The 26,955-nt window shown below is 39.5% G+C and carries 30 protein-coding genes; all 30 read right to left on the reverse strand.

The features are described from left to right. Nucleotides 1-192: 192 nt before the first annotated feature. Nucleotides 193-1,533: a cell wall metabolism sensor histidine kinase WalK gene (locus BMG01_RS00290; RefSeq protein WP_004913267.1), complete on the reverse strand. Its 1,341-nt coding sequence runs from the start codon at nt 1,531-1,533 to the stop codon at nt 193-195. Nucleotides 1,534-2,105: 572 nt separating this feature from the next. Continuing rightward, entirely contained in the window at nt 2,106-2,582 is a 477-nt protein-coding gene (locus tag BMG01_RS00295; protein WP_036066859.1) for a hypothetical protein, read from the reverse strand. A 6-nt stretch (nt 2,583-2,588) separates the two neighbouring features. Continuing rightward, nucleotides 2,589-3,053 (reverse strand): Panacea domain-containing protein, encoded by a 465-nt coding sequence (locus BMG01_RS00300; protein ID WP_004913265.1) that lies wholly within the window; start codon nt 3,051-3,053, stop codon nt 2,589-2,591. Between the two features lie 139 nt (nt 3,054-3,192). Next, complete coding sequence (locus BMG01_RS00305; protein ID WP_084013379.1) at nt 3,193-3,666, reverse strand: holin; 474 nt, start codon at nt 3,664-3,666, stop codon at nt 3,193-3,195. Nucleotides 3,667-3,676: 10 nt separating this feature from the next. Then, the gene (locus BMG01_RS00310) at nt 3,677-4,225 is read right to left on the reverse strand and encodes a hypothetical protein (RefSeq protein ID WP_084013380.1); all 549 of its coding nucleotides are present in this window, start codon (nt 4,223-4,225) and stop codon (nt 3,677-3,679) included. A gap of 1 nt (nt 4,226) precedes the next feature. Then, nucleotides 4,227-5,135, reverse strand: coding sequence for a collagen-like protein (locus tag BMG01_RS00315; RefSeq protein WP_084013381.1), 909 nt, complete (start codon nt 5,133-5,135; stop codon nt 4,227-4,229). A gap of 9 nt (nt 5,136-5,144) precedes the next feature. Beyond that, nucleotides 5,145-6,236 carry a GH25 family lysozyme gene (locus BMG01_RS00320; protein WP_084013382.1) on the reverse strand — a complete coding sequence of 364 codons (1,092 nt, stop codon included), beginning with the start codon at nt 6,234-6,236 and terminating at the stop codon, nt 5,145-5,147. Nucleotides 6,237-6,239: 3 nt separating this feature from the next. Next, entirely contained in the window at nt 6,240-6,464 is a 225-nt protein-coding gene (locus BMG01_RS00325; protein WP_004913255.1) for a hypothetical protein, read from the reverse strand. Nucleotide 6,465: 1 nt separating this feature from the next. Beyond that, nucleotides 6,466-6,702, reverse strand: a complete 237-nt coding sequence (locus BMG01_RS00330; protein WP_004913254.1) for a hypothetical protein — start codon at nt 6,700-6,702, stop codon at nt 6,466-6,468. A 2-nt stretch (nt 6,703-6,704) separates the two neighbouring features. After that, nucleotides 6,705-6,833: a hypothetical protein gene (locus tag BMG01_RS11555; protein WP_255372409.1), complete on the reverse strand. Its 129-nt coding sequence runs from the start codon at nt 6,831-6,833 to the stop codon at nt 6,705-6,707. Between the two features lies 1 nt (nt 6,834). Next, nucleotides 6,835-11,259: a phage tail spike protein gene (locus tag BMG01_RS00335; RefSeq protein WP_084013383.1), complete on the reverse strand. Its 4,425-nt coding sequence runs from the start codon at nt 11,257-11,259 to the stop codon at nt 6,835-6,837. Continuing rightward, complete coding sequence (locus BMG01_RS00340; protein ID WP_004912517.1) at nt 11,256-12,062, reverse strand: distal tail protein Dit; 807 nt, start codon at nt 12,060-12,062, stop codon at nt 11,256-11,258. The genes BMG01_RS00335 and BMG01_RS00340 overlap by 4 nt, the downstream gene beginning before the upstream one ends. 18 nt (nt 12,063-12,080) lie before the next feature. Continuing rightward, nucleotides 12,081-15,071 carry a phage tail tape measure protein gene (locus BMG01_RS00345; RefSeq protein ID WP_004912514.1) on the reverse strand — a complete coding sequence of 997 codons (2,991 nt, stop codon included), beginning with the start codon at nt 15,069-15,071 and terminating at the stop codon, nt 12,081-12,083. Further along, nucleotides 15,072-15,404, reverse strand: a complete 333-nt coding sequence (locus BMG01_RS00350; protein WP_233127260.1) for a hypothetical protein — start codon at nt 15,402-15,404, stop codon at nt 15,072-15,074. It lies immediately after the preceding gene. Between the two features lie 95 nt (nt 15,405-15,499). After that, nucleotides 15,500-15,838 carry a tail assembly chaperone gene (locus BMG01_RS00355; RefSeq protein ID WP_004912507.1) on the reverse strand — a complete coding sequence of 113 codons (339 nt, stop codon included), beginning with the start codon at nt 15,836-15,838 and terminating at the stop codon, nt 15,500-15,502. A 70-nt stretch (nt 15,839-15,908) separates the two neighbouring features. Beyond that, a complete protein-coding gene (locus BMG01_RS00360) occupies nt 15,909-16,499 on the reverse strand; it encodes a phage major tail protein, TP901-1 family (RefSeq protein ID WP_004912501.1) in 591 nt (196 codons plus the stop codon). A 13-nt stretch (nt 16,500-16,512) separates the two neighbouring features. Beyond that, nucleotides 16,513-16,908 (reverse strand): DUF3168 domain-containing protein, encoded by a 396-nt coding sequence (locus tag BMG01_RS00365; protein ID WP_004912499.1) that lies wholly within the window; start codon nt 16,906-16,908, stop codon nt 16,513-16,515. Beyond that, the gene (locus BMG01_RS00370) at nt 16,905-17,306 is read right to left on the reverse strand and encodes an HK97-gp10 family putative phage morphogenesis protein (RefSeq protein WP_004912495.1); all 402 of its coding nucleotides are present in this window, start codon (nt 17,304-17,306) and stop codon (nt 16,905-16,907) included. The genes BMG01_RS00365 and BMG01_RS00370 overlap by 4 nt, the downstream gene beginning before the upstream one ends. Next, nucleotides 17,299-17,610 (reverse strand): hypothetical protein, encoded by a 312-nt coding sequence (locus BMG01_RS00375; RefSeq protein ID WP_004912493.1) that lies wholly within the window; start codon nt 17,608-17,610, stop codon nt 17,299-17,301. Before BMG01_RS00375 ends, BMG01_RS00370 begins: the two co-directional genes overlap by 8 nt. Nucleotides 17,611-17,618: 8 nt before the next feature. After that, nucleotides 17,619-17,957 carry a phage head-tail connector protein gene (locus tag BMG01_RS00380; protein WP_004912489.1) on the reverse strand — a complete coding sequence of 113 codons (339 nt, stop codon included), beginning with the start codon at nt 17,955-17,957 and terminating at the stop codon, nt 17,619-17,621. An 87-nt stretch (nt 17,958-18,044) separates the two neighbouring features. Beyond that, on the reverse strand, nt 18,045-18,860 hold the full coding sequence (locus BMG01_RS00385) for a N4-gp56 family major capsid protein (RefSeq protein WP_004912486.1): 816 nt from the start codon (nt 18,858-18,860) through the stop codon (nt 18,045-18,047). 4 nt (nt 18,861-18,864) lie between these two features. After that, complete coding sequence (locus BMG01_RS00390) at nt 18,865-19,455, reverse strand: DUF4355 domain-containing protein (RefSeq protein ID WP_004912483.1); 591 nt, start codon at nt 19,453-19,455, stop codon at nt 18,865-18,867. Between the two features lie 177 nt (nt 19,456-19,632). Then, nucleotides 19,633-20,220 (reverse strand): NUMOD4 domain-containing protein, encoded by a 588-nt coding sequence (locus BMG01_RS00395; protein WP_084013384.1) that lies wholly within the window; start codon nt 20,218-20,220, stop codon nt 19,633-19,635. Nucleotides 20,221-20,327: 107 nt separating this feature from the next. Then, nucleotides 20,328-21,266: a minor capsid protein gene (locus BMG01_RS00400; RefSeq protein WP_084013385.1), complete on the reverse strand. Its 939-nt coding sequence runs from the start codon at nt 21,264-21,266 to the stop codon at nt 20,328-20,330. After that, complete coding sequence (locus BMG01_RS00405) at nt 21,247-22,752, reverse strand: phage portal protein (protein ID WP_084013386.1); 1,506 nt, start codon at nt 22,750-22,752, stop codon at nt 21,247-21,249. Before BMG01_RS00405 ends, BMG01_RS00400 begins: the two co-directional genes overlap by 20 nt. A gap of 10 nt (nt 22,753-22,762) precedes the next feature. Beyond that, nucleotides 22,763-24,055: a PBSX family phage terminase large subunit gene (locus tag BMG01_RS00410; RefSeq protein ID WP_084013387.1), complete on the reverse strand. Its 1,293-nt coding sequence runs from the start codon at nt 24,053-24,055 to the stop codon at nt 22,763-22,765. After that, the gene (locus BMG01_RS00415) at nt 24,045-24,551 is read right to left on the reverse strand and encodes a terminase small subunit (RefSeq protein ID WP_084013388.1); all 507 of its coding nucleotides are present in this window, start codon (nt 24,549-24,551) and stop codon (nt 24,045-24,047) included. The genes BMG01_RS00410 and BMG01_RS00415 overlap by 11 nt, the downstream gene beginning before the upstream one ends. 82 nt (nt 24,552-24,633) lie before the next feature. Then, a complete protein-coding gene (locus BMG01_RS00420) occupies nt 24,634-25,863 on the reverse strand; it encodes a helix-turn-helix domain-containing protein (RefSeq protein ID WP_084013389.1) in 1,230 nt (409 codons plus the stop codon). Next, a complete protein-coding gene (locus tag BMG01_RS11250) occupies nt 25,863-26,033 on the reverse strand; it encodes a hypothetical protein (protein ID WP_188349638.1) in 171 nt (56 codons plus the stop codon). Before BMG01_RS11250 ends, BMG01_RS00420 begins: the two co-directional genes overlap by 1 nt. Beyond that, nucleotides 26,030-26,941 (reverse strand): DNA adenine methylase, encoded by a 912-nt coding sequence (locus BMG01_RS00425; RefSeq protein WP_084013390.1) that lies wholly within the window; start codon nt 26,939-26,941, stop codon nt 26,030-26,032. Before BMG01_RS00425 ends, BMG01_RS11250 begins: the two co-directional genes overlap by 4 nt. Nucleotides 26,942-26,955: the final 14 nt, after the last annotated feature.

Consider the following 26,955-nt stretch of genomic DNA (forward strand, 5'->3'; position numbering starts at 1 on the left):
TGCCTCCCAAGATTTACTACTACGTTTTAATTATCTTAAACTTGTGTAAAAATCAGAACGCCTTTTTGTAAAGTTTGTGTAAAGAAAATCGAATTATTGAGGCTGTTTGTTCCCTTTTTCGGATTACCGTCGCTATTTATACTTCCTATAATTTTTTAGATACAAAAAAAGAAGATTTTCACGATATCTTCTTTACAAAGGCAATGTCAATGTAATACTCGTACCAACACCTACTTGGGATTTGACTTGCAGACGACCATTATGTTTTGTCACAATTTCATTAACAATTGCTAATCCTAAACCGGTTCCACTAGCAATTTTTCGTTGTCTAGATTCATCTCCTCGGTAAAATCGTTCAAAAATACGTGATTGTTGACTCAAAGGAATACCAATTCCCGAATCGCGAACATTCAAAGACCACTGTGAGTTATCTTTTTTAGCCGAAACCCATACTTCGCCATTTTCAACATTGTACTTGACTGCATTGGTCAATAAATTTTGAATAATCGTTGTTGCATCCTCTGCAACACCGACAACTTCAAGCTGATCATCCACATCATTGTGAATTGTGACACGTTGACTATTAATTTTTTGAATCTGCTGATTGACGATTTCAGACACTTTAATAATTGAAACTTCCCCATCTGCTTTATGTTTAAGACGCGACAGCGACAAAATATCATTTACTAAATCAGAGAGGCGTTGTGACTCATTTGCTACGATAGTCAAAAATTGAGCACGTGTTTTTGGATCGTCACCCGCGGGTCCTTGCAATGTTTCAACAAATCCTGTAATCGCAGTCAACGGTGTTTTAAATTCATGCGAGGCATTGGCCAAAAAGTCAGCCTGCATGCGCTCAATTTGCAAAACACTCGTCAAATCGTAAAGCATAATCATGACTTCACCCTCAGCGCCAGATTGATGATATAGTGTGCTAGCATCGTATTGCCGCGTTTCACCATTGATTGTTAGGTTTAGAATTGATTGTTGCTTTGATTGTGTATTAAAAGTTTGGCTAATTAACTCAGACAATGTAAATTGACGAATTATCAAATTTTCTGAAATGGGTAATTTTGGTAAAGATACCCCCAACAGATCAGCAGCTTTTTGATTAAAAACATCAATCGTATGATGTCGATCAACATTTATCACGCCAACAGGTAAACTAGTGAGTAACGTTTGGTAGTTGCCAACATCACGTTTATTATCATATTGAGAGTGCCGAACATACGTCTGTAATGCATTAAAAGATTGCAATAAATCATAATAAGGTGATTCAGGTGATGCTAATACCCCCCTCGGTGTCTCGCCAGCCAACGTGTCTTCCATCCGCTTCTTCATGACAGCTAGTTCAGTTGCATCACTCATTTCCCACAGTTGAGAAAGCCAAGCTTCAATAATTGAAATCAAAATCACGATAAAAATTAAGGCTGTTAAAGTCTGCCTTGTCAATGACACAATTTGAGTTAAGGAGATCAGTAAAATCAAGTTTAAACCCAAAATAATAATGAATTTTTCAAATTTATTTTTCATACGTTTATCATATCATCTTCGTTACAAAAATCAGCACTAATTTGATTCACAAAAAAAACAGGTGCTACCCTGTTTTGAGTAACTGCTATCATTTAATTATTTGTCAGTAACTACCATATATGAATTAAAAATTCTAATATGCACTTATACCGGACTTATTATTGTATTAACAACCTATAAAACTCACTAAAATATGCTGTCATGTCCCCAAATTTTCCCCAAATAAAAAACGCCGCCCAGATTAATTTCTAGTCGGTGTTTTCGATTCTGATCGCAACAAAAAAACAGCCAGCTTTTACACTGACTGAACGCGTTTGGGGGTGTAATCTTATAGGGAAGATTACGATTACAATTGTAAACCACTTATTAATATATAGCAAACAAAAACCCAACAATCTGAAAACGATATCATAACGGAAGCACTCCATAGTTCATGAAATCGATTGTTGAGCTACGTTTATTCTACCCCTATTTGATTGCTGTGTAAATTAAAACCCAACAAACAAATTGTATACTTACGACCGTGTTTGTTGGGCTATTTAATGGTATCACTTGTGCGGGTTGAGGGCAAATTATTTCCTTTTGGCATACAAAACATGCTCACAATCTATAAACATGATGTAAAATGTATGATCAATGATTTTCCCTAAAACTCTTGATTCGTATGGATTATTGTTGGGACATAATCTGAAGATCCAATATCCTTCGTTGCATAAATTTGTACGTTCTTCCCCAAACTTTTCATGTAATTTTAACAACCCGATTTTATCTCTACCACCAAATTTTTTAACGAGTTCGAGCCCTAATCTCTTGCCTAAAGCAGTGGCACTCATAACATCGTGCTGAGATAAGGATGATATTCTGTTAAATAGTATTTTTGCTATCTCGCCCGTGAATGTTGAAGAGTTTAAATTGTAATCATTATTTTTAGTTAAAAATGAAAAATTAAATGACAAGCGTAGCGCGTGTTGATTTTTTTCATATATAGACTGCATTTTCAAGGTTGGCGCTTTAGTCTTATCAGGACTGTTAAATTTGATTTTAGACATTATTCTTTACGCTTCTACAATTTCCGTCTGAAAATAACTCTCTATTGATTTCGGTGAGATAACATCGTTGTGTGATGTTTCCATCCAAGGTGTTTCATGGTGTGTCATATTTCTTAGTTGTGCGGCAGAATAATCTGAATAGTTATCAAAAACAGCATCCAAAACCTCTTTGGCATAAGTATCGCCATCAAGTTTTGAATAATTTGCTCGTTCATTATCAGTTATTTCTTGACCAATAACTTTTTCGCCTTTAAATCTATCAAATATAGATCTAACAACCGGACCGTGTTTCCAATGCAAAATTTCATCATTAAACAACGGCTTGCCGTGAATGGCTAAAAATGTGCCTTGTACATAGTACAAAAGTTTATGTAGTTTCATTTGAGTCATTGGATCAATTCCATCATCTATATCCATTTTGGCTGAATAACGAGTTAGAATCCAATCTGCAACCTGATTTGCTGTGTACATAACCTTTCTCCTTTTTATTCAATCCCCATTATATATCATAATGTTTGTTTTTTACAGTGTTTTATTACTATTAGTATATATATTGTTAATAAAAAACCGCCCAACCAGAAATAATCCAGTCGGGCGGTTTTTATTATATTCAATTTTGTAAGGCGTTAACCTTTGCTTGTGCGTCAGCTAATGCCTGTTGTGCTTTGGCTAACTCATCAGCTTTAGTCAATTCGCTTTGCTGTTGTTCTGTTTGTTCTTTTACCTTAGCTTGTTCAGCCGTCATCTGTGGGTACGTCTGATTCAACTCATTAATCAATACAGCGTATTCTTTTTCAATAGCGTTCTTGATTATTGCTTCATCGGTGTCTGATAACCCTAGCGCTGATAACGCTTGTTTGACGATATCAACCGCGCCAGACTTCTTCGCTTCGCCCTCTAAATATTGCGTCACACCTAACTTTTGCATGGCTACGATTGCAGCCTTTGCTAATGGTGATAGAACGTTAATCAACGTTGCAGCCTTGCTATTACCAGTAATGACTTTACCAATCCAACCACCAATGATTGGAATAGCTGCCAAAGCGATTGCGATAATAACATCTGAAATACTATTTACTTGCATGTGATCTCCTTTAAATATAATCTTCTGGTGCTGGCGTCCAATCAGTCGGTATGGTACCTGTTTCTAACTTAGGTAATTTAATATATACATCTAAAGCAACGTCAACACTATTAAAGTAAACGATAATTACTTTCGTTCCAGTTCCAATAGCTGTTCCTGTCGATGAAACTCTAGTCCAATCTGTTGGAACGTTTCCAGAGGGATTATTAAATGGCGATGACCACTCAATTCCGAAATGACTATAGACACCAGTTCCTTTGATATCAAAACTAAACGCCCATTGTTGTCCTTTTGTAATTAAATTACTGAGGTTATTAGTTTGTGAAAAATATATACCAGCGGAGACTGAACTGCCTTTAGGTGATGTTATATGCCACATATTAGTGGTGCTATCATAGGAAACTTTGGTTGACGTTGCATAGCCATTACTAGTTACACCCCATGATAAAGTTTTTGAGTTTAGTAATAAGTTTCTACCATAAACCAGCACCCCATTTGAATACACTCTATCAAGTGGTTTACCGTCCCTGACAAGCGCCTTGCCATTTATAGTTGCCATATCAACCTCCTATAAAGTAAACGCCAGTTTTATCAGGTAGTTTATCGTATTCTGCTTGCGTAACAACGTTTATGACAGCGTCTTTACCAGCGGGTCCTGTTCCACCCTGAATGCCTTGTATACCCTGTTTACCTTGCTCACCCTTGTCACCTTGTTTACCTTGTATACCCTGTTCACCAGTGTCTCCTTTGATACCGGTAGCACCTGACATATCAGTAACAAAAGTAAACCCTGTACCGTTCCACAGATATAGTTTTGCGTTGTCTGGGTCTTCAACAGTTGATGAAATAATAACAAAGTCTCCCTTTGTTAAATGGTCACCCCGCATTGACGCAACACTCGGAAACGTTTCTGCAATCGAGAAATCTTTACCAGCTACTCCCTGAATACCTTGTATACCTTGTTTACCCTGTTCACCTTGAACACCCTGAACGCCTTGTATACCCTGTTTACCTTGCTCACCCTTGTCACCTTTCGGGCCAACTTTTCCCTCTGGTAAGTTATCCATGAGTTTTTTGGCCAAGTCACTAAACTGTTGCTGAAATTCACCTAAAGTAATTGATGAAATCAAGTTACCAGAGATACCGGTAGCGTTTTGATTGATGTACAACTTGATGAACCCAGAATCGGGATAAATCTCATAACCGTTTGAATTGCTTAACCACAACTCTACTAAGTAACTACCAACAGGCAAGTCACTCAAATCACCAGAACTAATAACAATATGTTTATCAACCCATTTTGCTGAAACACTTTTGAGGTAGCCGACATCAACTTGCTTAATTTTGATAGCGGCTGATAAATCATTGTCGCTGACAATCACACCGTTTTGTAATGCTCTAAACCTTAGGTCTGTCTCATTATCTGCGAACTTAAAACTAGTCACATCTAGTGTTAACGTTTTAGCCATAAGCCCTCCTTATTTGATTGTTGCAAACGACTTCATCATTGAGACTGGCTCACCACCGATTTCAACATTGATAGTTGTCGCTGTTTGTGAAATGACCTTGTACTTACCGTTCAAAGTAAAGTATTCCATACGTCCGTTGTTACCTTGAATATATTGATTACTCAACTTGTTGCCGTATTTATCAGTCAAAGTCATGGCTGAAATAGGAATATAGTTGTTGTAATCAATCACTGGAATACTCATATCAATGTTGACACCATACGTTTTGTTATTGTACTTAGTCCAGTAATCAGCTACGTAGACACCACTAAAGGTTGCATATCGTGTCTTTGCTGGTGTGCTTGGTGTGTTAGTCGATTGTGATGGCTTTGAAGCTGTTTGCTCGGCTGGCTTATCGTTATCCAATGAACCAACCACCATGACATTACCATCAACACCAAAATGATTATCTGCATACTGCCACATCTTGACGTTGCTCATATTTGGGAAGTATTGCATAGGTGGTGTTGCTTGATTAGCAGTAGTTAGATACCAAGCTACCCACAAAGCGTTAGGATAACGTGCATTCACTCTTGATAAGTCAACTTTAGCATTCATGTAGTAGTAACCAGAGTACAGCATCGGCTTATAACCAGCAGCGTAAATCTGATCCATGAACGTCAAAATAGCTGAGGTGTTGTTAGCCTTGTTAGCACCCGCACCCGCTTCATAATCCAGTGCAATGTAACTGCCCTTAGCTAATCCTGCGTTTTGTGCGTCTTGTACAGCTAGTTGTGCGTGATAACTCGCTTCACTAACTGAATCACCAAATTCACCCCAGAAATAGCCACCAGTTTGCATACCAACGGCATCAGCGTTATGAATTTGTGCGTAGGCTTTAGGATTCACATAATGGCTACCCTCGCCACCGCCACGTCCGCCTAGCTTAACCATAGTGAAGTTATCACCATAACTCTTAAACTGGCTGAAATAGCTTGTGGTTGTGCCTTGATAACTAGCAACGTCAATACCCAACGTATTGGCTGATACACCTGAAATCGTGGCAACTAAAAAGGCAACTGCTCCAATTGAAGCAATCACCAATCGTTTTAATTTATTCAATTTTCATTCCTCCCATTTATCGTGTTTCCACGTTTCTAGTTTTGTCAATCGGATCTCGTGATTGTCAGTAATTGAATTAAACTTTCGCAATTCAACTTTCAAGCCTGCAATGTCATTTCTTAAACCAAATATTGCGTTGACAATAGTATTTTTCAATACCCACCACAAACCACCCAGAAGAATAGACCCCACACTTAGCCAACCCAACAAATCATGTGGAAATTCCATATTATACCTCCGTTGTTTTCGCCGGAGCATCTGCGATAAGCGCTTGAATTTTCTTCTTAGCTGCTGCTTTGATGTCAGTTTCTGATGATGTCAAACTAATACCGTCTTCTGGCGTCACCTGTAAATTACCATTCAAGCTGTTTGGGAACGTGCCCGCATTAAATGAAACTGATGCGTACTTCAATGTCAACTTACCGCCAACGAAACTAAATTGTAAATCTCCAACTGTCATATTCATGATTATTTCTCCTCTTCTTTAGCTTGATTCTCGTATTGCTCAACAAGTGACTTGTATTGTGCCACTTGCAAAGTCAAGTTAGCATTTTCTTGTAGCAGCGTTTGGACTACTGAATTAATATCTGGTTTCATTTTATTTACCTTCACTTTCTAATTCTTCAATGCGTTCTTTCAATTCTTTGACTAACGGTATCAACAATAAAGCAACACGGTCATAGTTAATTCCCTCAACTTCGTTATCATCACCATACTGAACTAGGTATTCTAACCTAGCATCACGTAAATCTTCAGCAATCATACCAAAGTAACGTTCGTTAGAACCGTTTTCCTCGTGTTCATGTTTATCTATCCAAGTTGATAGCGGTACTTCAATCAATTTTAATGAATCAGCTATTGGGATATTATTTTTGATATCCAGCTTGTACTTGCGCGCTGATGATGATCTAACTAATGCACCGTCTGCTGCTACTACCACGTTAGCTGAACGAGAACTAGTTCTGTTATATGTTGGCATTGAATGAAAATAACTAGCGTTAACAAAGATTCTATCACCATTTGGTTTGGCGCCGTATGAATCTGAACCAACATATATATACGGAGCTGATCCTATACCATTCATAGTAAAATTTGCTCCCCCTGAAATAACGACTCCTTGTTCCGCTCCGCCTATTTTAGTGGGGATTAATTTATTGTTCGTGCTGTTATTTCTACCTATACTTACTCCAACAAATTTTTCAGTAGACAGCGGTGTATCATTGCCTCTGTTTTGATACCCATTGATAGAAAGCGTCAAAGAAGTTCTTGCTTTAATCAGCGCTGACATTCCATTGAACATATCACTGTTATTCGATATTTCTAAATAAGGATCAGTTTGTGGATTAAACAAAGTTGGAGCAATTAATTGCAATTTACCTTGTGCCAACAACGCTCTAGTATCGCCATTGGCTGTCGATATATATCCTTGGTCGATATTAATGTCTGTCGTGTAATCAGAGCTGTTAATTCTACCTTTCTGGAACACAACTGAACCTGTATTAAGATTGATGTTCAAGTTAGCACCAGAAATAGCACCAGATACAATGTTATTAGCGTTGATGTTAGTGATATTAACTTGGTTACCATTCAACGTCCCAACAGTTATATTCGTGGCGTTGACTTTAACAGCGTTGACCTGCTTAGCCCAAAACTTACCGTCAACTGTTGTATCGGCTGTGATATCTAAATTCTTACCAGCAATTTGAACACCAGAACTATCCTGATTGATTAAACTAATAATCTTGCCATTGTTGTCAGTCAGTGCTGACCTTATCTGTGTCGCCGTCTGTGTCTGAATACTTGAAGCTAACGTGCTACCTGTGATGATAGACGTTTTGCTCAAAGCTGTTTGGAAGTCATACGAGATGTTACCGCTTGGATCACGCACAAATTTAGATATGTTGTCTGCGGTTACTTTCACTTGTGCGATGTCAGATTGAACATCTTCTGGAGCTGGCGTCCAATCTGTTGCTGTATTGCCTTCTTCTAGCTTATAACCAGCAAATTGGATAAATCCATTTGTTAAGGCATTTTGCCCCTCCCAACGCAAAGTCTTTATACTTGTTGTTGGGTCTTTCACACACTTGAACGTTATTGATACTCTAATCCAATCTGTATGGGGTGGCAACGGTGTAGGCGTGTAAATAGGTGTCACAATTCCACCTTCATAGTATGGGGCTACATTAGTGTCTGTATCAGAGGTATTTCTAACGTAGGTAGAGAATGTATACGTCTTTCCAACTTGTAATATCCCTGCATTTTGCATCATATAGACTGGGCTAGACCATGCACCACCTGTCGAAGCAATAACCATTCCCCTGTACACATCTTTGGTTACTGTACCTCGTTGATTCCATCTAGTGTTATCCGTCCAATCACTAGTTCCTAGCAATAGGTTTCTACCACCGACAGCAAGATTATCAACCTTAGTAACGGTAGCCTCAAAACCATCGGCTCTCTGTTTTAGTGTACTAATGTTCCCAGACTGTTTCTCTTGTGCGGTGCTAAGGTCACTAACAGTAGATTTAACCCCCTCTGCAGTGTGTTCTATTTCAGACATTCTAGTGTCTTGTTTTTCATTATCTGTTTTTATGTCAGCAATGGTGCGTAAAGACTTATCAACAGTATCTTTAGCTTCATTTATTTTTGATGATAATTCACCAGTCTTTTGGTTAAAATCTGTCTGTGATATCTTTGTTTTCAGACCATCAACTGCGGTTTGTGCGGTTGTTTGTAATTTAGAAACATGGCCATTGATATTTTCCTGATACTGTGTGATGGTTTCTTTAATTTTGTTATCTTTAGTTGTGTAGTCTAGCACAACATCTTCAGGAGCAGGCGTCCAATCAGTCGGTATGGTACCTGTTTCTAACTTAGGTAATTTAATATATACATCTAAAGCAACGTCAACACTATTAAAGTAAACGATAATTACTTTCGTTCCAGTTCCAATAGCTGTTCCTGTCGATGAAACTCTAGTCCAATCTGTTGGAACGTTTCCAGAGGGATTATTAAATGGCGATGACCACTCAATTCCGAAATGACTATAGACACCAGTTCCTTTGATATCAAAACTAAACGCCCATTGTTGTCCTTTTGTAATTAAATTACTGAGGTTATTAGTTTGTGAAAAATATATACCAGCGGAGACTGAACTGCCTTTAGGTGATGTTATATGCCACATATTAGTGGTGCTATCATAGGAAACTTTGGTTGACGTTGCAGCTGCATTGTTACCTACAACCCATGATAAAAGTTTTGAGTTTAATAGTAGGTTTCTACCTCCAACACTAAGTGCGTTAATCGTGTCACTAATATCACTTTTAGCTGTATTAACGTAACCTTGAGCTTTAGTGTCTAATGCACTAACTGCATTCTGTCTGTCCGTGACCTCTTTAGCTATTGTGTTTAGTGCGTCAGCCTTAGCTTGATTAGCATAAGTTTGTGCTTGTGAATTAGCATGAGCTACCGCTTCATTACGTTCTGACGCTTCCTTAGCAATGCCGTCTGTTAAGTCTTTTTTAGCATCAGACAAGATTCTCTGTGCTTGATTGAATTGAGATACTGCTTCACTCTTAGCGCTTGCCTCTGCTGCATTAGCTAGTGAAGCTGCCTGTGACTTTGCTGTTGCAATATCACTTGACAGACCTTGCTTCACTTCATCAATGTGCGATTTGGCTTGTGAGACTGCGTCGGTAACAGCTTTATCTATATCATCAGCGGTGGTCGGTGAAGCGAGTAACTCCCATATATTACCATTCCAACGGTATATTTCAGTACCACCATCTGGCAACTCTTTGAAAAATACATCTCCAACCTTGGGATTAGCAGGCTCTGTGTTACCAAACGTTGTGCTAGGTCTACCAATCTGGTTAATCGTCCACTGCGTTTGACTACTAGTAGTATCTGCAACAGCATTCAAGTTGTTAATCTGTGAAGTGATGCTGTTTGAACTTAAATCATCACCAAGCGACAACTCTGTTTGGTCTGGTGATAACAGGTCATACTTAACCTCAAACACGCGTGTCTTATAGCTCAAATCTCTATCACCGTGCATGATTAAGACTGTGTCGCCAAGTGATAGCCCACCAACATCAGCAACCGTAGCCGAATACTGAATTTGTGGGTGATTAACCGATTGCAAAGTTTTGTATGCCGAATTGATTAAAACATTGACATCATCAACATCATCATACGTTTTTAGTAATAACCTAGCATTACCGTTAATCTGTCCCCATTCAGCCGTAGCGTCTGGGTCTGATAGAACGATTGAGCCTTTTGGCTTATCTAATGATTTACCAGCTGACCTCTTCCATTCAACATCAGCAATGTTAATTCTGCGACCATAACCGTCTGGAGTATCAGCGTCTCCGTTGTCAATTTCTTTACCCTTACCGCGTGGCAAGATAGCGGTGTAGATGTTTGATGTATCGCTTTGACGTTCAACCGTCAGTAGGTTTGAACCACTTGCAAATACCTTTGATGTATCTGCTCCCTGACGTGCTAGGTAGTCCATATAACGACCGCTGATGGCGTTTCCTTGTATCTCAATATAAAATACAATCTCACCGCCTAACAGGTCTACAACTTTGCTGATTGCGCTTAATCGGTCAATGTAATAGAAATTAGTTGTCGCTGTGCCAGAAACGTTGACGTTGTTAAGCTCCCAATTTGAACCATCGAGTGCAATTTTCATCAGATTTAATGCACTCTGATTTCGTGGTCGCTTATCTTCAATATAACCATCAGTAGCCAGCTCTTGATAAGCCAACTCATAGGCTGAATAGTCGATTGTTTCGGTGTTATCAACACGTTCGGTCAAACGCAACATAATAAACTTGCTGTCGTTTAATGGGTGCGGTGTCGCCACATACTTTGAACCGCTTGGCAACGCCTTGCTTGCAGGTAGCGAGAACTCAAACGTTGTTGCCGTGTTAATTTTAAAGTTTAGATGTGCTGCCGTGAAATCATCATTAGTCAGCACCTTTATAATTGCTTGTTTTTTATCAAAAATATAAATCATAGTGCTTTCACCCGATAAGACAACACAATTGAACTTGCCTGTGTACTAGCAATTTTCGTGCCATTTTTAATCTTGGCTTCAAAAATATTGCTGTTGTTGATGTCGATTGTTGCATTAACTGACTTTTTAACATTAGTACTTGGTGTAAATTCTGTGACCGTCTTTTTTGTGTAGTCGATTGTGTATACATTAGCTGCTTTAAATGAGCCAACTAATGTCAACGTGTAACTATCAACCGTCAGAACGATTTTAGAGACGTCTGAGCTATTGGTTAAGACAATAGTGTCAAAGCCTTGTGCAAAGCTTAAAGACGTGTCAGAAACGGTTATAGACGTTGTACCAGACGCACTCTTTGTAGCGCCGTACTTGTATGGATCTGACATTGTTATCTCAAACACACCGGTCGTTGATAATTGACCTGCATTATCCAAGTTGTTAGCAGTTACAGTGCCATATCTTGTGTAATTAGGTTCATCTGCAAAATTAAAAGCGACTTCATTGCCTTGTAGATACTTGTTTAAGGTATCGTTTAAGGTATTGAAACCGCTATTTGTTTTAGCTGAAACCATGTACTTCACACTAATTTTGTTTGATTCTATCCGTGATGATAAAAATAAGTCGCCGTCTGCCAAACCAGTAGCCGTGGATAATGACCTTGTGAAGCTTGACCGCCCCTCAACGTTGAGAGTTTGATAGCCCACTAACTCACTATCCAATTTATGACCGTTGAACGTGATAGATTCACTTGGCAATGAAACTGACGAAGTCCCAACAGTCAGGTCTGTAAATTCATATAAGCTCAATGTGTGTCCTCCTTTCTGTTATAGTTGAACACTATTATTTCTTTTTAATAGCGCCGTTTTGCCTTGTTGATTGTTAATGTCATCAACATAAGCAGTGTAACCATGTTTATCAAATCCGATTGTGATATTAGCTGGTTGTGTCTTACTTGTATGATCTAATGTCATCACGCTTGAGTACGAACCACCAATATTATTGTTCAAAGCGTTAATTGGGTCGCCAATGGCATTTGTTGCTAAATTACCAACGCTTGTTGCAGCGTCTAAAATACTTCCAGCCATGCCACTGACGTTTTTCTGTACTGTCTTGAAGTTATCAACCAGTCCAGCGTTCAAACCAGTCATGATTGCGTTACCAGCTGGTATAAGTAACTTACGGTCGTATTGAATAGGCCCCTTATGTCTTGCAATCCAGCCAGCAATACTTCCAACGAAACTTGTCACAGGGCCCCAGCCGGACATCAATCCGCTCAAAAAACTACTAATAATTGAAGAACCGGCGTTCCAAAGACTGATTCCCTGCACTCCGCTCTTGGTTGCATTAGCAACAGAACTACCAGCGCTACTTGCGTTACCAGATTGAGAACAAATACCATCAGCAGCAGACCGACCCAAACTTGCTCCAGCACTGTTAGCCCCACCTTTTTGTCTGCTTATTGCATTCAGTGCACTAACTGCAGATTGACCACCAGCATTATTAAATGCAGCCATTCCGGCTTGAGATGCACTTTTCCCAGATGAATTAAGAATATCAGTCGCCGCAGCCATAGCGTCATACTTTTTTCCGGTAATTCCGGCTATCAAAGACTTAAGAACAACACCTCCGATTGCTTGGAATTTTTTTGAAAACGAAGCAACGACCGCAATCATTCCGGCCATTAATGCTCCTGCTAACTGAAATACATAAGGCGTTATTTCAATTATTGATTCTCCTAACTGCCCGAGCATTGCAGCAAATCCAGCTACTATTCTTGGAGCGTTATCGCTAATTGCAGAAAATACAGATAAAATCATATCTGTAAATTGTGAAACAATAATTGGAATATTAGTCGTTAAAGCTGCCAATACACCGGTTATCATCTGCAGAAACATTGTCAAAACTTTCGGTATGGCATTAGTAACTGATCCAACAATAGCAAGCATACCAGTAGCAAACATAGCAGCCATAATCGGAATATTAGTTAAAACAGTTTTAACCATGACTACTATTCCTAGTCCAATCTGCTTAAATGTTGGAACAATTTTACCGGACACTGATGTCAGTTCAACAAAAGCGTCAATCATCAAAGAAATTCCAGTTGTAGCAGCTCCAATACCAACTCCTATGCCTAATACCGCTGCTCCAAACACACCTATACCAACAGCTCCAGCAGTCAATGCTGGACCGGCTATAGCAAATACAGCAACTAATGCAGACACGGCGACGGTTACGGCAGTTAGTGCAGCAATACCAGACATTCCGGTTTTAGCTAACTTAGTGATAGACAGGACTAATAAAGCAATTCCTCCGGTAGCTAATGCAATTCCTGCTCCCATTTCTAAAATAGCTGTGCCAAGCGCTAACATACTTTTTGCACTAGCTTGTGCACCTTTACCAACCGCTTTGGTTCCTGCGGCAGCTGGAGCGCTTGTCGCTGCTACGGTTGTGTTTCCGGTTGCTATTCCCATAAGCTTTGCTACATAACTAACAATCGATTTACCGACACCTAATATAGCCTTACCGCTCCCTTTAATAACGCTACCAATTCTCCCAGCACTAGTTAAGAATGCGCCAGTAGCTGTTGTAGCAGGTCCTATAACAGGTGCTAAACCTACCATTTGTCGTGTAAAGTCAGCAAATGGACTTTTACTGTTAGCGGCCCAATCTAATGCACCATTTGTCATATCTAGAAAACCACCGGTAACCCCAGCGCTGCCAGCCGCAGCTTTATTACTCAAAGATTCCCAGTTACCACCAACCTGTTCTATCTTAGAACCTAGGTTTTTTTGCATTTCACTGGCCTGTTGTTGCAAAAACTTTGTTGCTGTTTGCGTGCTTGATGACGCTTTATTCATCTGGTCTGTAAATGCACTCCAACTTGTTGTGGCGTTTCCTGTTGTGTCTTTAACAGACTTCATCAATGGCAAAATAGCAGCCATTCCAGATGTTCCAAACATTGTTTTAAGTGCAGCAGCTTTTTCTGATGAAGTCATATTTGACATTGAATCAGATAATTCATTCAAAATAGTTGGTAGAGGTTTCATGTTTCCTTGTGCGTCAGTCATCGAAACGCCCAAATCTTCCATGACAGCCTTACCCATCTTAGATGGTGCTTGCATAAGCAACAAAGCGTGGTTAAGGTCTTGTGACGCCTGTGCCGCACTAAATCCTTTGTTAGTAAGCAATCCAATAGCCGTTGACGTTGTTGCCATGTCAATACCAGCGTTTGAAGCAGTACCGCCAATAGTAGCCAACGCCTGTTGCATGTCTTCAATCGAAGCATTTGACAAGTTAGCAGTTTGTGTCAAAATGGCAGCTGCTCTTTGAGGGCTTTTCAGCGAATCGCCCCAAATGTTCATAGACTGCTGTACAACGCTTGCTGTCGTTTGTAAATCGGCACCAGCGGCCGTGGCGGCTTCTGCAATAGCCGGAAACTCTTTCTTAATTGTGCTAATCGAAGCACCATCACGAGCCATTGCAACCATTGCATCTGCTGCGTCTTTAGCGCTCAAAGGCAATACAGCTCCCATATGGTTGGCTACATCAGCTAATCCTTGAATGTCTTTCGATGTACCACCTGCAATAACAGCCGCTTTGTTCAAGGAAGATTGGAAGTCTCCAAAGCTCTTGACGCTCTTTATTCCAATTGCGGTAACCCCTGCGCCAGCAACAGCCATGAATTTACCAACATTTGCCAACGATTGTGTGGATTTGCTTTCAAAACCAGACGCAGCCTGTGCTGCATCACCAAATGTTGAACTCAAATTCTTATCAACCGCAGATAACACAGCTTGTACTGAATAACTTTCCATTTATTGTCCTCCTTTCCTCTTTTGTTTTAACTCTTGAAGCTTTGCGAAACGCTGTTGAATAAGCGCCTCTTCTTCTCGTTTGCGTGTCAATTCGGAAGTGTAATTACTCTCAAAACTTGCACGTATTTCATCTTCTTGTTCTGCTGTATTGTAGAAATCACTAAACTTTTGATAACGTGGCTTAGGGTGCTTATCGCTCCCTTTTGTAGCTTGCACAGTCTGGTTATACCAAGCGTGTAAAGCTATATCTTCACGTCTCAAAGCCTGTTTAATAGCGTATGCTTCCATAGCTAATTGATAATCAGGCAACGTCATAGTCTCAATTTCATACATTTGATACACAGAAAAGCCTAGACGAGTAAGACTGTTCAATACAATTTCATGATATGTTTGCTCACTAGTTTTGTATTCTCCTATGTCCTCATCATCTAGGCTTGTGCGTTTTTTAAAGCCACCTTAATTGCATTGGCTGCTGACATTTCTTTAGTTACATCATCAAACAGCTTTTCAAGGTCGCCATCATAGTCATCAATAAAGTTATCGACATCATCTTGTGATGGACGGAATGCTTTGTTGGTTGAAGCAGCTGAATAAATAACATCTGCCAATACGGCTGGGTCTGCTGTGTTAAGCGCCGGGATAGACTTTGTAAGTCCCATACCAAATGAAGCACCGTTCACGTCCAGACCTGCCACCTTATCCAATTCACGAACAAACTTCACACCGAACTTCAATTCTACTTCTTTATTGTTGATTTTAACTTGCATGATTTCTCCTTTTATCGTCTCACTTCAATCGTCTCTGTCCTTGTGTTATTTAATCAATGTCCTACGGCTGCTACACTGCAGTTGACGTAACTTGCGCAACGCCATTCACGCCACCGTCAGTCTCTTTAGCCCAAGCTTTACCGCCATTGGTTTCTCTAATACCGGAACCTGCAACTTTATCCAAGCCGCGGAATACATAGTCAACGTCACTTGCCTGTTGGGATGTTAGTGTAGTCCAGCCACGCTTTGGTGTGCCGTCAACAGAGAACGTAACATCACGAGTTGAGTTATCATCAGCATCGTTGTCGTTGCTGTCTTCTGATACATCTGCTTGTACATACCATGAGAAATACTTGCCATCTGCACTCTTGCGGTCTTTGTGTACGATCCAAAATTCCATCTTGTCGCCATCTAGCAAACTGTCATAGAATGCGTCAGCAATCGCTGATGTGTTGTTAATAAACTCGATTTCAAGGTCTGTTGTAACACTTGCTTGTGTATTAACGTTGCCATCTTTTGTCACAGTTGAGTCACTGTCTCGTGATGGGTCAAATGACAATGATGTTTGCCATGGGATAAGGTCGGCTGGTTTTTTTGCAGCGTCACTCAATTTGCGTGCGAACGCTACTGCGTTGACACCTTTTAATGTTGATAATGTCATTAAATAATCTCCTTTAATCTACTGTAAATTCTAGTTGTATGTTAGCGCGCTGATACGTTGTATTTGGCACTGATGTATCAATAGACATCTGCATGCTTTGCTGGTTTGCTTGCCCATAAAACGTGTAGCTGTCTGTTTTAATATATCCAATCGCCAGATTGTAAATGTAATCAGCTATTTCACTAACTTTTTTGCGTTGTTTCTTACTGCCCCATACGTCGATTGTTAAGAACACATGGTCATTGCGTGAATACTTAGTTGTTGCACTGGTTTGTTGTGTGTTACCAATCACCACAATTGGATAATCAACCGGTTCATCTTCAAGTGGTAAATAATCATAGACATTGTAGCCGTCACTCTGTAACAAGTCGTAGTAAGTATCGAACAGTATTTTTTGTGGACTAATCATTTGAGCAACTTCTCCAAATCTGACTTAAATACCGTCTTCTCTTTTCGGAATACTGGATCAAGCAACGGTTCAGCCGCCATGAAACGAGTACCCTTTTCAGTGTAAGGATTATAATCCTTACCCATACCCACAATTCCAGTCAAACCACCGTTTTTAAATTGAACGCCAATGCTTTTCTTGGTTTCGCCAGTTGATATTTTTTTGCCCTTCAATTTACCGGTCTTGTAAACCTTTGTATAAGTTGTTGGCGCTTTTTCCATTGCCGATTGTTGCGCTCTGGTTGTATGCTTTTTAACGACTTTTGAAACTTCCGTCAAGTCTGCTCTTTCAACTAACGCCTTTTGTAGTTCTTTCAAACCATTAAAATGATAGTTTACTTGTTTCGGTTCTTTACTCATTCATCTCACCTACAATCAGCGTGTTATTCTTCAATGGTTTCCTCGTTGTAATAGGCTTATACTTCTGTGCTAAGCCGTTTACAGTGAGGTACGCCCATTTATAGTCAACGTCATTTACAAGCCGTATAACAAGGTTCTTGGTGGTGATGTCGCCGAAGTCTTGTACGCTGGTTTCTGTGCCTGTTTCAGTAACATTAGCTATTGCCTCACCAACTAATTCAGGACCGCCTACATAATCACCAACCTTTGGGTCATAGTGTTCTTTAACGTTTGAATAAAACTGAATATTGTCTGGAAATCTCATGCCACCACCTACAAAAACAAAAAACGACCTGAATTGTTATCTTTCACGCCGTTTTCATCTTTCCAAGCATCAATATCGTTTGCAAATTCATCGAAATCATTTGCGCTAAATGTAATGCTTTGTCCCTCTTGGGTATATGAACTCATACCCTCGTTAGCAAGCCGATTGTAGCGCTTTACAGACACTTCAAGTGCGATATAGTCTAAGACATCAGGGATAGGGACACTATCCTTTAAACCTAATTTAAATGACAATGCTTGCGTTGTGTTTTTGATAATAAGATTGAGAATATCATCACGCTTATTATCTTTGATTTGTAGCATAGTTTTTAAATCGCTAAGTTCCAAATCATCACCTCCTTAATAGCCGCCCCTTGCTTATTTGCACCAACTTTAATTGTTGCTGTCTTTTGACTTAATGTAATACCATTAGCCTCAGCCTTTTGCTACAACAACCTTTGTTGGGTCGTACAAGTAAGCTGTGTAATGTTCATCGGCAGTCAACACAGTAGTCTTGTTGATGGCGTTGCGTTGGTTTTCCACTTCTGCCGCGCGCTTCAAAACCAATTTCAAAGCTGGAACACTTGGGTTTACCTTAATGTAGATAGCTTGTCCTGCTGTAACCTTGTTAGATTCGATGATTTGCACGCCAAGCACTGCAAACTTAGTGCCATTTACCAAAGCATTTTGTGAAACGTCTGAACCTGTACCCTCTGCACGTGCTGCCTTGCGCAATGCTGCTGCATCTGCTGGGTTAAACAAAGCTACAACAGGTGAATCGTCTTGATCGCTATTTTTTGCAAATAGTGTCAACGCTAATTGAACACCGTCTGATGTTGCAAAAAACTTAACTGTTTGTGAAGCTGTCAATGCAGCAGCCAAGATGTCATTATCAACCTTGTTAGCGATTGCCAAGCCTAATTGTTTTGTAGATTCGCCAACAGGGTCACCATATCCAGACAATACTGCTTCATCTGTAATTTCTGTACCTTTGGCAGCTTTCTTGATCTTAACGCTCGTAGTCGTTGTACCAAGCTTATCCAATGGAATTGCTTCACCTTCTGCAACGTCTTTTGCGTCACCAATGTAAGTGAATGCTGGGAACTTCAATGTGTCACCTGAACGTCCTTGCAGTGTTGAGTCAACACTTGCCAACGGTGTGAATCGCATTGCGTTCTTAAATTCGTATGACACGATTGGTGCCAATACTTCTGGATTTACCAAATCTGCTATTTTTGTTAATGTAGACATTTATTTATTCTCCTGTAATCTGTTTAAATTGTTCTGGGTTGCTCTTCGCAAAAGCAACACGTTCTGCTGCGGTCATAGCGTTAAATTCCACCTTGCCAATATCACCATTGATTTTTGTTGCGTCATTCTTTGGTGGGTCTTGACGTAGACGGTCTTTAACACCATCGTTGATACCTTGTTGAATTGCTTGTTGTAAGCTGTCAACAACGGTTGAGATTTCATCAGCATTGCCAAGCTTAACCAACGATTCAGCTAAATCAGTAGGCAATTCACGCTCTTTCAACAGGCTTGATACGTTGACAGTTAATTCACGCTGGTTTAATTCTTTTTCACGTGCTTCAAGTTCTGCAAGGCGTTGCTTTGCCTCTTCTTCCGCCTTTTCTTTAGCGGACATTGTAGCCAACTTCTCACCCTCTGTCTTGCCTTGTTGAATTGCTTCAGCCAACTGTTTTTCAAAGTCAGCCTTTTGTTTTTCCAAGACTTTTGCAGTGTGCTTATCCATCAAACTGTCAAGTTCACTCTGCGTTAATGTCTTAGTCTCTTCTGGTTCCGGTTGTTTTGGTTCAAGTGGCTCTTTTGGTTCTGGTTCTGTCATGATAATTTCTCCTTTGTATTAGTCCATACACGTTGATTAGCGCTTATATTGCCCCATGCACGATTAAACCCACACACGACACGCTAACAACCCATACACGCTATTTAACAGCCTTTTAATGTCATGCTTAGGACAAAATAAAAACACCAACTTTCGTCAGTGTTCAAGTTATTCATATTAAATTAATTCAAATTTATAACCACCATAATGCCAATTATGCTTGATACCTTGGCTCACCACACCATTAGAAAGTTTTAAAGCTCTCTCTGCCGCCCTCATGCTATTGAATTTAGTAATGGAACCCGTTTTTAAGCTTGTCACTTTTACTAATTTCCTAACGGTTTTTCCTTTACCGACTGGCTTAATTATTATCTTAGAGTCTTTTTTATTATTGCTTATTTTAAGTTTGGTGGCTCGGCGATTATTTTCTTCTGTGGATACCCATTCAAGGTTTATGGCTCTGTTATCATCGCGAACACTATTTATGTGGTCAATCACTGGAAAACTATTACTGTTACGTATAAAAGCTTGAGCAACCAACCTGTGAACATAATGTAGTTTTCCTTTGTTGTGTTTATACAAGTTAACTATTAAATATCCGCGGCCATTGTCGTGAGATGATAGAATCTTACCAGCCCTAAACATATCCACGCTATCTATTCTGTGAGAAATACGATCAACGCTTCTGACTCTACCAAGATTGCTGACCTCATAGTCATCTTCATAGCCTTGAATTTTTCGCCATTCTTCTTTATAATTATCCATGTAATCAATTCCTTTCTAATTGGTTGCCATAGTCCGCACTGTTACAGCAGTGGCGGGCTTTTAATATGGTTTAATTATACTACATCTTATGATTTTTTACTTAAAAACTATTCATAGTAGGCGGCGAGACTGCATTTACATAAGGGGTGCATTGGGTAATTTGGTTCATGATCTATTTTGTAGATGCCTTCACCTCGTAAACCACCCTCTGAAGCAGCGACACAATAGCGACACGCACCAGATTCAGCCATCCACTTGACATACTCAATATCATTTTCACGGTAGCTGTCTTTCTGTGCTTGTCCTATCACTCGTGTAAACTCTGTTCGTGCTAGTCGTTCGGTGATATACCTAGCGTTATCTTTGTATTGACCGTTTAACAAACTTCGCAAACGTCTTGCAATCACATTAGAGTTCTGTCCTTGAATGATATTGTTAGTCAGTAACACGTCTAATTCAGCCTTTAAACTGTCTGTGTTCTGCCATATTCTTTGACTAAAGTTAGCACCCTCAACTTGTGCAGCCACTATCTTAAATAGCTTAGTGTGTGACATTGGTACGACTGTTGAAGCTAGAATCCCAGCCTGACGTGCCTTTTCGGCGACATACTTGTCTGATAATTCTTGTTGTAGGTCAACATCAGTATCAACACCAGCTTTAACCAGCGATAGTGCAACCTGTGACTTGAGATATTCCAGTCTATTGATACGCATTGTAGCGTTATAGATTTTCATTCGTCTGTTCACTTCGGCTGTAAAGTCCGTTTTAGAGGCGTTTCTGCCTAACTTATCACGCAATTTGTTAGCGTATGCTACTAACTCTTTGGCTTCACGTTCATAAGCTGCAATGTCAGCAGTTTCAACAATGCTACGTTCAAAGCCACGTAATTCAAGTCTTGCATATTCGGCTTCAATCTTACGTGTAATATCATCAATGGCTAAATCATACCGTCTGACAATATCATCAGTATTGGTCGCCTTATTCATGTACGTTTGCTCTTGCTTTAGGCGCTTTTCCCAATATTTATTAGTTTGTTTCGGTCTCATCTGTTGCCTCGTTTGCTAATTCTTCATCAGTCAAAGCACCATTATTTTTTCGTGATTGATAAGTCATATCAGCCTGCTCTTGCGCTAACAAATCAGTAATTTCACTAGGGTCAGTCACGTTTGGTAGAAACTGATACAGATACTCTTGTGGCACTCTAGCGCCTGCACTAACTACTTGTGCAATGGTTGCAACGTCATCAACCTGCATGTTATCTGTAAACACAAAGCTAATCTCATTAGGATCTACACTCATACCACTTGCCGATAGATTTTCTAGTGCTTTGATGATGTTATAGCGTTGGTACAAACCAACTTCAAAAGCCTTGCGTTTGGTACTTGCTAATTCAATCGTTCCCAATACTTTATACTTCATGGCAACACCACTGGCATTACCTGCAAAGTTTTCGTCTGTTAAATCAGGTGTGTGTGAGAACTTATGAATATCATGTGCAAGCCTATCCTTGTATGCTTCTGTACCAGTTACGTCATATTCTTTGTGGATATAGCCTGCATCAACGTTCGTCTGTTGTCCTGTCATTGATACGCCCGACTTTAACAGCAACATGTTAGCCGACTTCATGGACTTCAACATTTCCATCTTGTCTTTCGCTAACTGCATTGCTGCACTCTCGTCTGTTGGGTCAATGCCGCTCATCATGCTTGAACCTTGCAACAATGTATCAATATCACCCTTGATGACAAGCATGGCGTCATTCAAATCAGTCATGTAGTTGGCTGTGTCTGATTGTGCTGCGTCATATAAATCAATTAGTGGGATAACGTTTTCAAAGTCACCAATTCTAAACTTATTGTTCTTATACTCAATCATTGGGAACACGTACAGTTCACTTGCTTCATCTTGTACAGGTGTGCCATTAATTGAGGTTGGCTGATAGCTCGTGTATTCTGTGGCAGTCCATGTCTCAACACGATACTCGTTTGAGATAACATCATCATCAATGGTATCAATCAAGTGATAGCGCACCGCCATAATTGGTTGCGGCTCAACATCTAGTGAGTAGATGATAAACGTTTCTAGTGGGCTTAGTGCCACACTATGTTCAATGTCATCATGTCCTCGGTACACATACTCATAGGCACGTCCAAAACGTGTCATATCTAAGAATAGATCGCTATTAATCTCATCAAAGTTGTTGATGTCTTCAACTGTATCAAGTCTCATGTCATCATCATGCTTAACAGAAATTGCATTACCAACGCTAAATGAGGTTTGAAAGTCAGCAATGTATTTACCAAATGAGTGTACAGCTCTGTGGTCTGCCTTGTCTTCATCAACACGGCGGCTCTCTTGTTCTAAAATACCAACATTCAAACCTTTGTAATACTCGTCTAACCTTTCAAGTCGTGGTCTCTGATACTGATTATGATGTTTAACAAACTGCATAACACGTTGTGGCGTCAGATTATCCAAGCTGTCTTGATAGATTAAATTAGCTTTTTGATTATCACTAAAAATCTTTTGCATTGTAACTCCTTTATAGTCCTAAATTCTTGACGGCTTGTGTACGCTCTTGATAGCTCATGTAATGACCGGAAGTCCGGAACATGAACGGCTCAAGGGCATAGCGGATGGCGTCAACCCCGTGATTGTTTTCATCTTTTGGTTTGTTCAACCAGTTACCCAGCTTGTCTTTGTCATACACATAAGTGTTCATCTCACTTAATAGTCCTTTAACTCTTGGGTGGATAACATAGTGATAACTCTGCATGTACTGCACGCCTTGAATCACACTGTCCTTACCCTTACCGGCCGTGCGTAAATTAGGTACACCGTAAACACTGGCTAATTCAGTTGTTAGACGCTGCTCTGCGCTATCTGCTGTGATTGGCAAGCCATAAGCCTTGTGTTGTGCTAACGCCTGCGCAATCGCCTGTGTAAGCATTCCTTGTTGATAGAACTCATCATAGACATACACAACTCTGTTTGTTTGGTCTATTGCCATGAACTCACCAGCGGTTGGATCGTGCTTAAATCCAAAGTCTAGTCCAATTGACTTAGGCAACTTAGCAATCTCTTCCATAGTGAAGTCTCGTTGTTCAAACAAACCATCAAACACAAGTCCCTCTGATATACCCCAGTCACCAAACACAGCAACTTTTGCACGATTAGGGTTGCGCACCACCATTTCTTTCATAGCTTCGATAAAGTCATCGTTCAAATGGTGGTTATTTTTGTAAGTTGTGGTGAAAGATAAGACGTGATTACGTCTTGTCTCAGCATCAAAGAACTCACGCTTTAACCAATGTCTGTCACTCCATGGGTTAAATGTAACAACATGCTGATAAAAGCCACCAATAGGCAACTCACCACGCATAGATTCAATCACAGTCTGGAATGAATCATCACTTTTTAACTCATAGGCTTCTTCCCACCAACTACGGCATATCTTTCCAACGGTTGTTGTAATTGATGTGATTTTCAAAGGGTCGTCCATTGAACGAAAGAACACCTTTTGTTGTGTCGGCTTGTAAGTTATTTCAAGCGGGCTAACGGTGAATTTGAAGTAATCATCTAGTCCCATGTAGTGAACAGCCCACTTAATGATGGCAAACGTACTATCTTTCTGTGTATTCTGGAATTGTCTTACAACTAACCAATTAACATACGGATAGCGCAATATATCAATCACAACCTTGAATGCGGTGGCTACTGACTTACCACTAGCACGCGCACCTTTCAATGCAATGTATTGCTGCTTTGATGTGTACAGCTTGTAATAAGCCTTATCAACCATTTCAGGAACATCAATCACTAAATCATTCGCCATTGTTGTCCTCCTGCTCTGGTAACACGATATTCACATTGACACTGCTATTTTGTTCACCGTACGCCATGCGCTTAGCTTGTATCTGTGCCACATCAGCTTGAGCGCTCAACTTGCGTATCTGTTGCTCAATGAGTTTGTCATTGTTTGGATAACGTTTAAGTATCTCTTTTAAGGCACTAATTCTTGTCTTTAAATCTGCTTCTTTCTCGACTTTCTCAACACTCACAGGAGTTGCCACAACGACCGTTTCTTTCTCTTCACCTCTAGCTATACTAGTAAGCAGTTCAACGGCTTCTGTGTAGCTCATAACGCGTTTTGACGCTATTTCAGCCATGCGCTCTTCTATGTATGCTTTAACCATAGGTTTTGATAGGTTTTCAGCACCTATAACCTGCGCTGTTTTCTTACTATAACCAGCTTCAATCGCTGACTGCGTTGCGTTTCCAGTCTTGATATACTCATCAGCAAACTTATTCTGCTTTGGCGTTAATTTCATGTCATTGTGTCACCTCCTTTCAAAACTGGTACAAAATAAAAAAGCCGTCAGGATTTTAAGTTAAATTATTCATATCATTCTCCTAAACGTGCCACTCGGCAACTAACTTGTCGCTATCGTATTCAAGTGCATATAGTTCTTTCTTGGATAACGTCCAACCGTTCATAATCTCGTACTTATCATTGGGCTTAACTGTTCCAAGTTGTCGGCTAATCACACCACCCTCATCAACTATCTTTTCCTTGTGGAAGTGACCTTTATGGATTTCACGACTGTGGGATAACGACCAGACACCACCAAACTCATTAGCCATTAACATAGGCAAGTTCTTAGGTGCTAAGTCACCATGAGCTATCATAATGCCCACGTTATCTAATAAATAAGCATCACGATATTTGATATTGTTTTTGATCACAACTTGTGGATATTTAGCTTTCAAATATTCCATGAAAACGTACTCCATATTGCCTGAATGATTTCCTGCCATTTGTTTAATGTAAACAGATGTGCTGTTATTAAAACAAGCTGGTACCAAAATATCAAAGAACTGTTTAGCATCTTCAATGGCTTGTACCATATCAACTTCATCTAACATAGTTCCTCGCATAGTTTGTGATGACCACATTTGACTAGAATGAAACAAATCACCTAGCTGTTCTATAACGATTGTTTTGTATCCTTTGTTTAAGATACCTAACAGCTTATCTAAGTGACTTTTAACATCTTCTAGTGTTGTTATACCAAAATGCATATCAGGAAGCGGTACGACTAAATTATGAGCATTGTGTGATGTTTGTTTTACTTTATATGGGATAATATCCTTTTTAAACAACTTAGCAATATCTTGTGGCGTTAATTTATCATCTGACTTAGGCTTAACCGTAATCTTAGACTGGTACAAATCAATCAAGCCGTTCTCTTGGCTATTCTGCTGCCAGAAGTTATTGCGTGCTGATACGATATCCCAATCATTAGGATTAAAGCCATGCGCTCTCAATACGAACTCTGGGTCTTTAGCCTGCTCGGAAGTCATTTGCATTGTCGTAGATGATGTTGTGCTGCCGTCCTTGTTGATGACGATTTCAGTGCCACGCTTTACATCTTTGACTTTATTATTGGGTTGTTGATTAGGTGTGGTTCTGACACGTCCATTGGTTGAACCTGTGCTAAGATATTGCGATACCGTTCGCCTACTAAAGTTTTCACCAAATTCATCAAACAGTCGTTGTGCTATCTTTCTAGATGACAAACCTTGCTTACCTAGTTCGATAACTCTATTCTTATGTTCATCAGTCCATTTTGTGTAGCCCATTATCGCCACTTCCTATCATCATAAAAGGCATCTTTGCGCTTGTCTGTATTCGACTTGCGTTTAGATGCCTTCTTGTGTTTCTTGTTATATTTTTGTTGTTTGTCTAGCCTGCGGTAGATGTTTAACTCATCATCACTGGCGACAAGCCCATACTCGCCATCTATTTTCATAATTTAACCATAAACAACTTTTCTGTTCTTTTTCCAGAATTACCACCTGAAAAAGCACTTCTCGCGGTTTTAAATTCATAAACACATTCAAATCTATCGTCTGAAACTTCATAGCTGGATAACAATACAGTGTTATTTTTTGACATTTCATAAGCCCAATCGTAGAACTCTTGATAATCAATTTTCGACTTGTATGAACCGGTTTCTGTATTTTCGTATGGTGGGTCTAAATATAAAATACTATTTTTAACGTTTGAGAAATATTTATAGTCTTTGTTTATTGTTTTTGCTAATCGTTGTAATTGCTGTAATCGTTCTAATTGTTCTAATTGCTGTAATCGTTCTAATTGTTCTAACACTCTATTTTTTTCCTGTTTATCAACGAATCCTAGTTCCTCTTCGTAAAGATTAACAGCTCTTTGATACGTTGTGGTTTTTTTATAACCGACTAATACATCTTCTGTTTCTAAAATTTCAACGGCTAGATTATACTTTATATCGCTTAGCTTTTTACTGTATAAATAGTCTTTTCGATTATTGCCAAAACTATTGACTAACAACTTTAATTCGTCATCAACCGTTTTAATTTCTTTTTCTCTAATTTCAATAAACTCATCACGACTAACAATTAGCGTTTTTATCCATTCTCTGTCTTGAATTAAAACACGGTTAAACATATCAGTAATTGTTTTATCTAAGTCATTATAAACAACATCAATGCCGTTAATCATCAGTTCCGCAGTAATTGCACCACCACCACCAAACACATCATAAACTGTCTTATCCGCTCCAAAATTCTGCTTGATTATTTCTACAATCTTTTTGCTAATTTTCTTCTTGCTACCAACATAAGGAAGTCCAACAGCTTTGCCCTTACGTATTTTCTTTTCATCAAGTGTTAAGTTCATAATTTTCTCCAATA

Origin of the sequence: Leuconostoc sp. BM2 (assembly GCF_002095565.1) — a bacterium.
Lineage (GTDB): Bacteria > Bacillota > Bacilli > Lactobacillales > Lactobacillaceae > Leuconostoc > Leuconostoc falkenbergense.

Excerpts from the sequence above, each read along its gene's own strand:
- BMG01_RS00345 (WP_004912514.1), bottom strand. The coding sequence starts at position 15,071 with ATGGAAAGTTATTCAGTACAAGCTGTGTTATCTGCGGTTGATAAGAAT.
- BMG01_RS00330 (WP_004913254.1), bottom strand. The coding sequence starts at position 6,702 with ATGAATATGACAGTTGGAGATTTACAATTTAGTTTCGTTGGCGGTAAG.
- BMG01_RS11555 (WP_255372409.1), bottom strand. The coding sequence starts at position 6,833 with ATGAAACCAGATATTAATTCAGTAGTCCAAACGCTGCTACAAGAAAAT.
- BMG01_RS00420 (WP_084013389.1), bottom strand. The coding sequence starts at position 25,863 with ATGGGCTACACAAAATGGACTGATGAACATAAGAATAGAGTTATCGAA.
- BMG01_RS00375 (WP_004912493.1), bottom strand. The coding sequence starts at position 17,610 with ATGAGATTTCCAGACAATATTCAGTTTTATTCAAACGTTAAAGAACAC.
- BMG01_RS11250 (WP_188349638.1), bottom strand. The coding sequence starts at position 26,033 with ATGAAAATAGATGGCGAGTATGGGCTTGTCGCCAGTGATGATGAGTTA.
- BMG01_RS00370 (WP_004912495.1), bottom strand. The coding sequence starts at position 17,306 with ATGAGTAAAGAACCGAAACAAGTAAACTATCATTTTAATGGTTTGAAA.
- BMG01_RS00295 (WP_036066859.1), bottom strand. The coding sequence starts at position 2,582 with ATGTCTAAAATCAAATTTAACAGTCCTGATAAGACTAAAGCGCCAACC.
- BMG01_RS00305 (WP_084013379.1), bottom strand. The coding sequence starts at position 3,666 with ATGCAAGTAAATAGTATTTCAGATGTTATTATCGCAATCGCTTTGGCA.
- BMG01_RS00390 (WP_004912483.1), bottom strand. The coding sequence starts at position 19,455 with ATGACAGAACCAGAACCAAAAGAGCCACTTGAACCAAAACAACCGGAA.
- BMG01_RS00310 (WP_084013380.1), bottom strand. The coding sequence starts at position 4,225 with ATGGCAACTATAAATGGCAAGGCGCTTGTCAGGGACGGTAAACCACTT.
- BMG01_RS00385 (WP_004912486.1), bottom strand. The coding sequence starts at position 18,860 with ATGTCTACATTAACAAAAATAGCAGATTTGGTAAATCCAGAAGTATTG.
- BMG01_RS00365 (WP_004912499.1), bottom strand. The coding sequence starts at position 16,908 with ATGATTAGTCCACAAAAAATACTGTTCGATACTTACTACGACTTGTTA.
- BMG01_RS00400 (WP_084013385.1), bottom strand. The coding sequence starts at position 21,266 with ATGAGACCGAAACAAACTAATAAATATTGGGAAAAGCGCCTAAAGCAA.
- BMG01_RS00325 (WP_004913255.1), bottom strand. The coding sequence starts at position 6,464 with ATGGAATTTCCACATGATTTGTTGGGTTGGCTAAGTGTGGGGTCTATT.
- BMG01_RS00300 (WP_004913265.1), bottom strand. The coding sequence starts at position 3,053 with ATGTACACAGCAAATCAGGTTGCAGATTGGATTCTAACTCGTTATTCA.
- BMG01_RS00335 (WP_084013383.1), bottom strand. The coding sequence starts at position 11,259 with ATGATTTATATTTTTGATAAAAAACAAGCAATTATAAAGGTGCTGACT.
- BMG01_RS00425 (WP_084013390.1), bottom strand. The coding sequence starts at position 26,941 with ATGAACTTAACACTTGATGAAAAGAAAATACGTAAGGGCAAAGCTGTT.
- BMG01_RS00355 (WP_004912507.1), bottom strand. The coding sequence starts at position 15,838 with ATGCAAGTTAAAATCAACAATAAAGAAGTAGAATTGAAGTTCGGTGTG.
- BMG01_RS00410 (WP_084013387.1), bottom strand. The coding sequence starts at position 24,055 with ATGGCGAATGATTTAGTGATTGATGTTCCTGAAATGGTTGATAAGGCT.
- BMG01_RS00415 (WP_084013388.1), bottom strand. The coding sequence starts at position 24,551 with ATGAAATTAACGCCAAAGCAGAATAAGTTTGCTGATGAGTATATCAAG.
- BMG01_RS00290 (WP_004913267.1), bottom strand. The coding sequence starts at position 1,533 with ATGAAAAATAAATTTGAAAAATTCATTATTATTTTGGGTTTAAACTTG.
- BMG01_RS00350 (WP_233127260.1), bottom strand. The coding sequence starts at position 15,404 with ATGTATGAAATTGAGACTATGACGTTGCCTGATTATCAATTAGCTATG.
- BMG01_RS00315 (WP_084013381.1), bottom strand. The coding sequence starts at position 5,135 with ATGGCTAAAACGTTAACACTAGATGTGACTAGTTTTAAGTTCGCAGAT.
- BMG01_RS00360 (WP_004912501.1), bottom strand. The coding sequence starts at position 16,499 with ATGACATTATCAACATTAAAAGGTGTCAACGCAGTAGCGTTCGCACGC.
- BMG01_RS00395 (WP_084013384.1), bottom strand. The coding sequence starts at position 20,220 with ATGGATAATTATAAAGAAGAATGGCGAAAAATTCAAGGCTATGAAGAT.
- BMG01_RS00405 (WP_084013386.1), bottom strand. The coding sequence starts at position 22,752 with ATGCAAAAGATTTTTAGTGATAATCAAAAAGCTAATTTAATCTATCAA.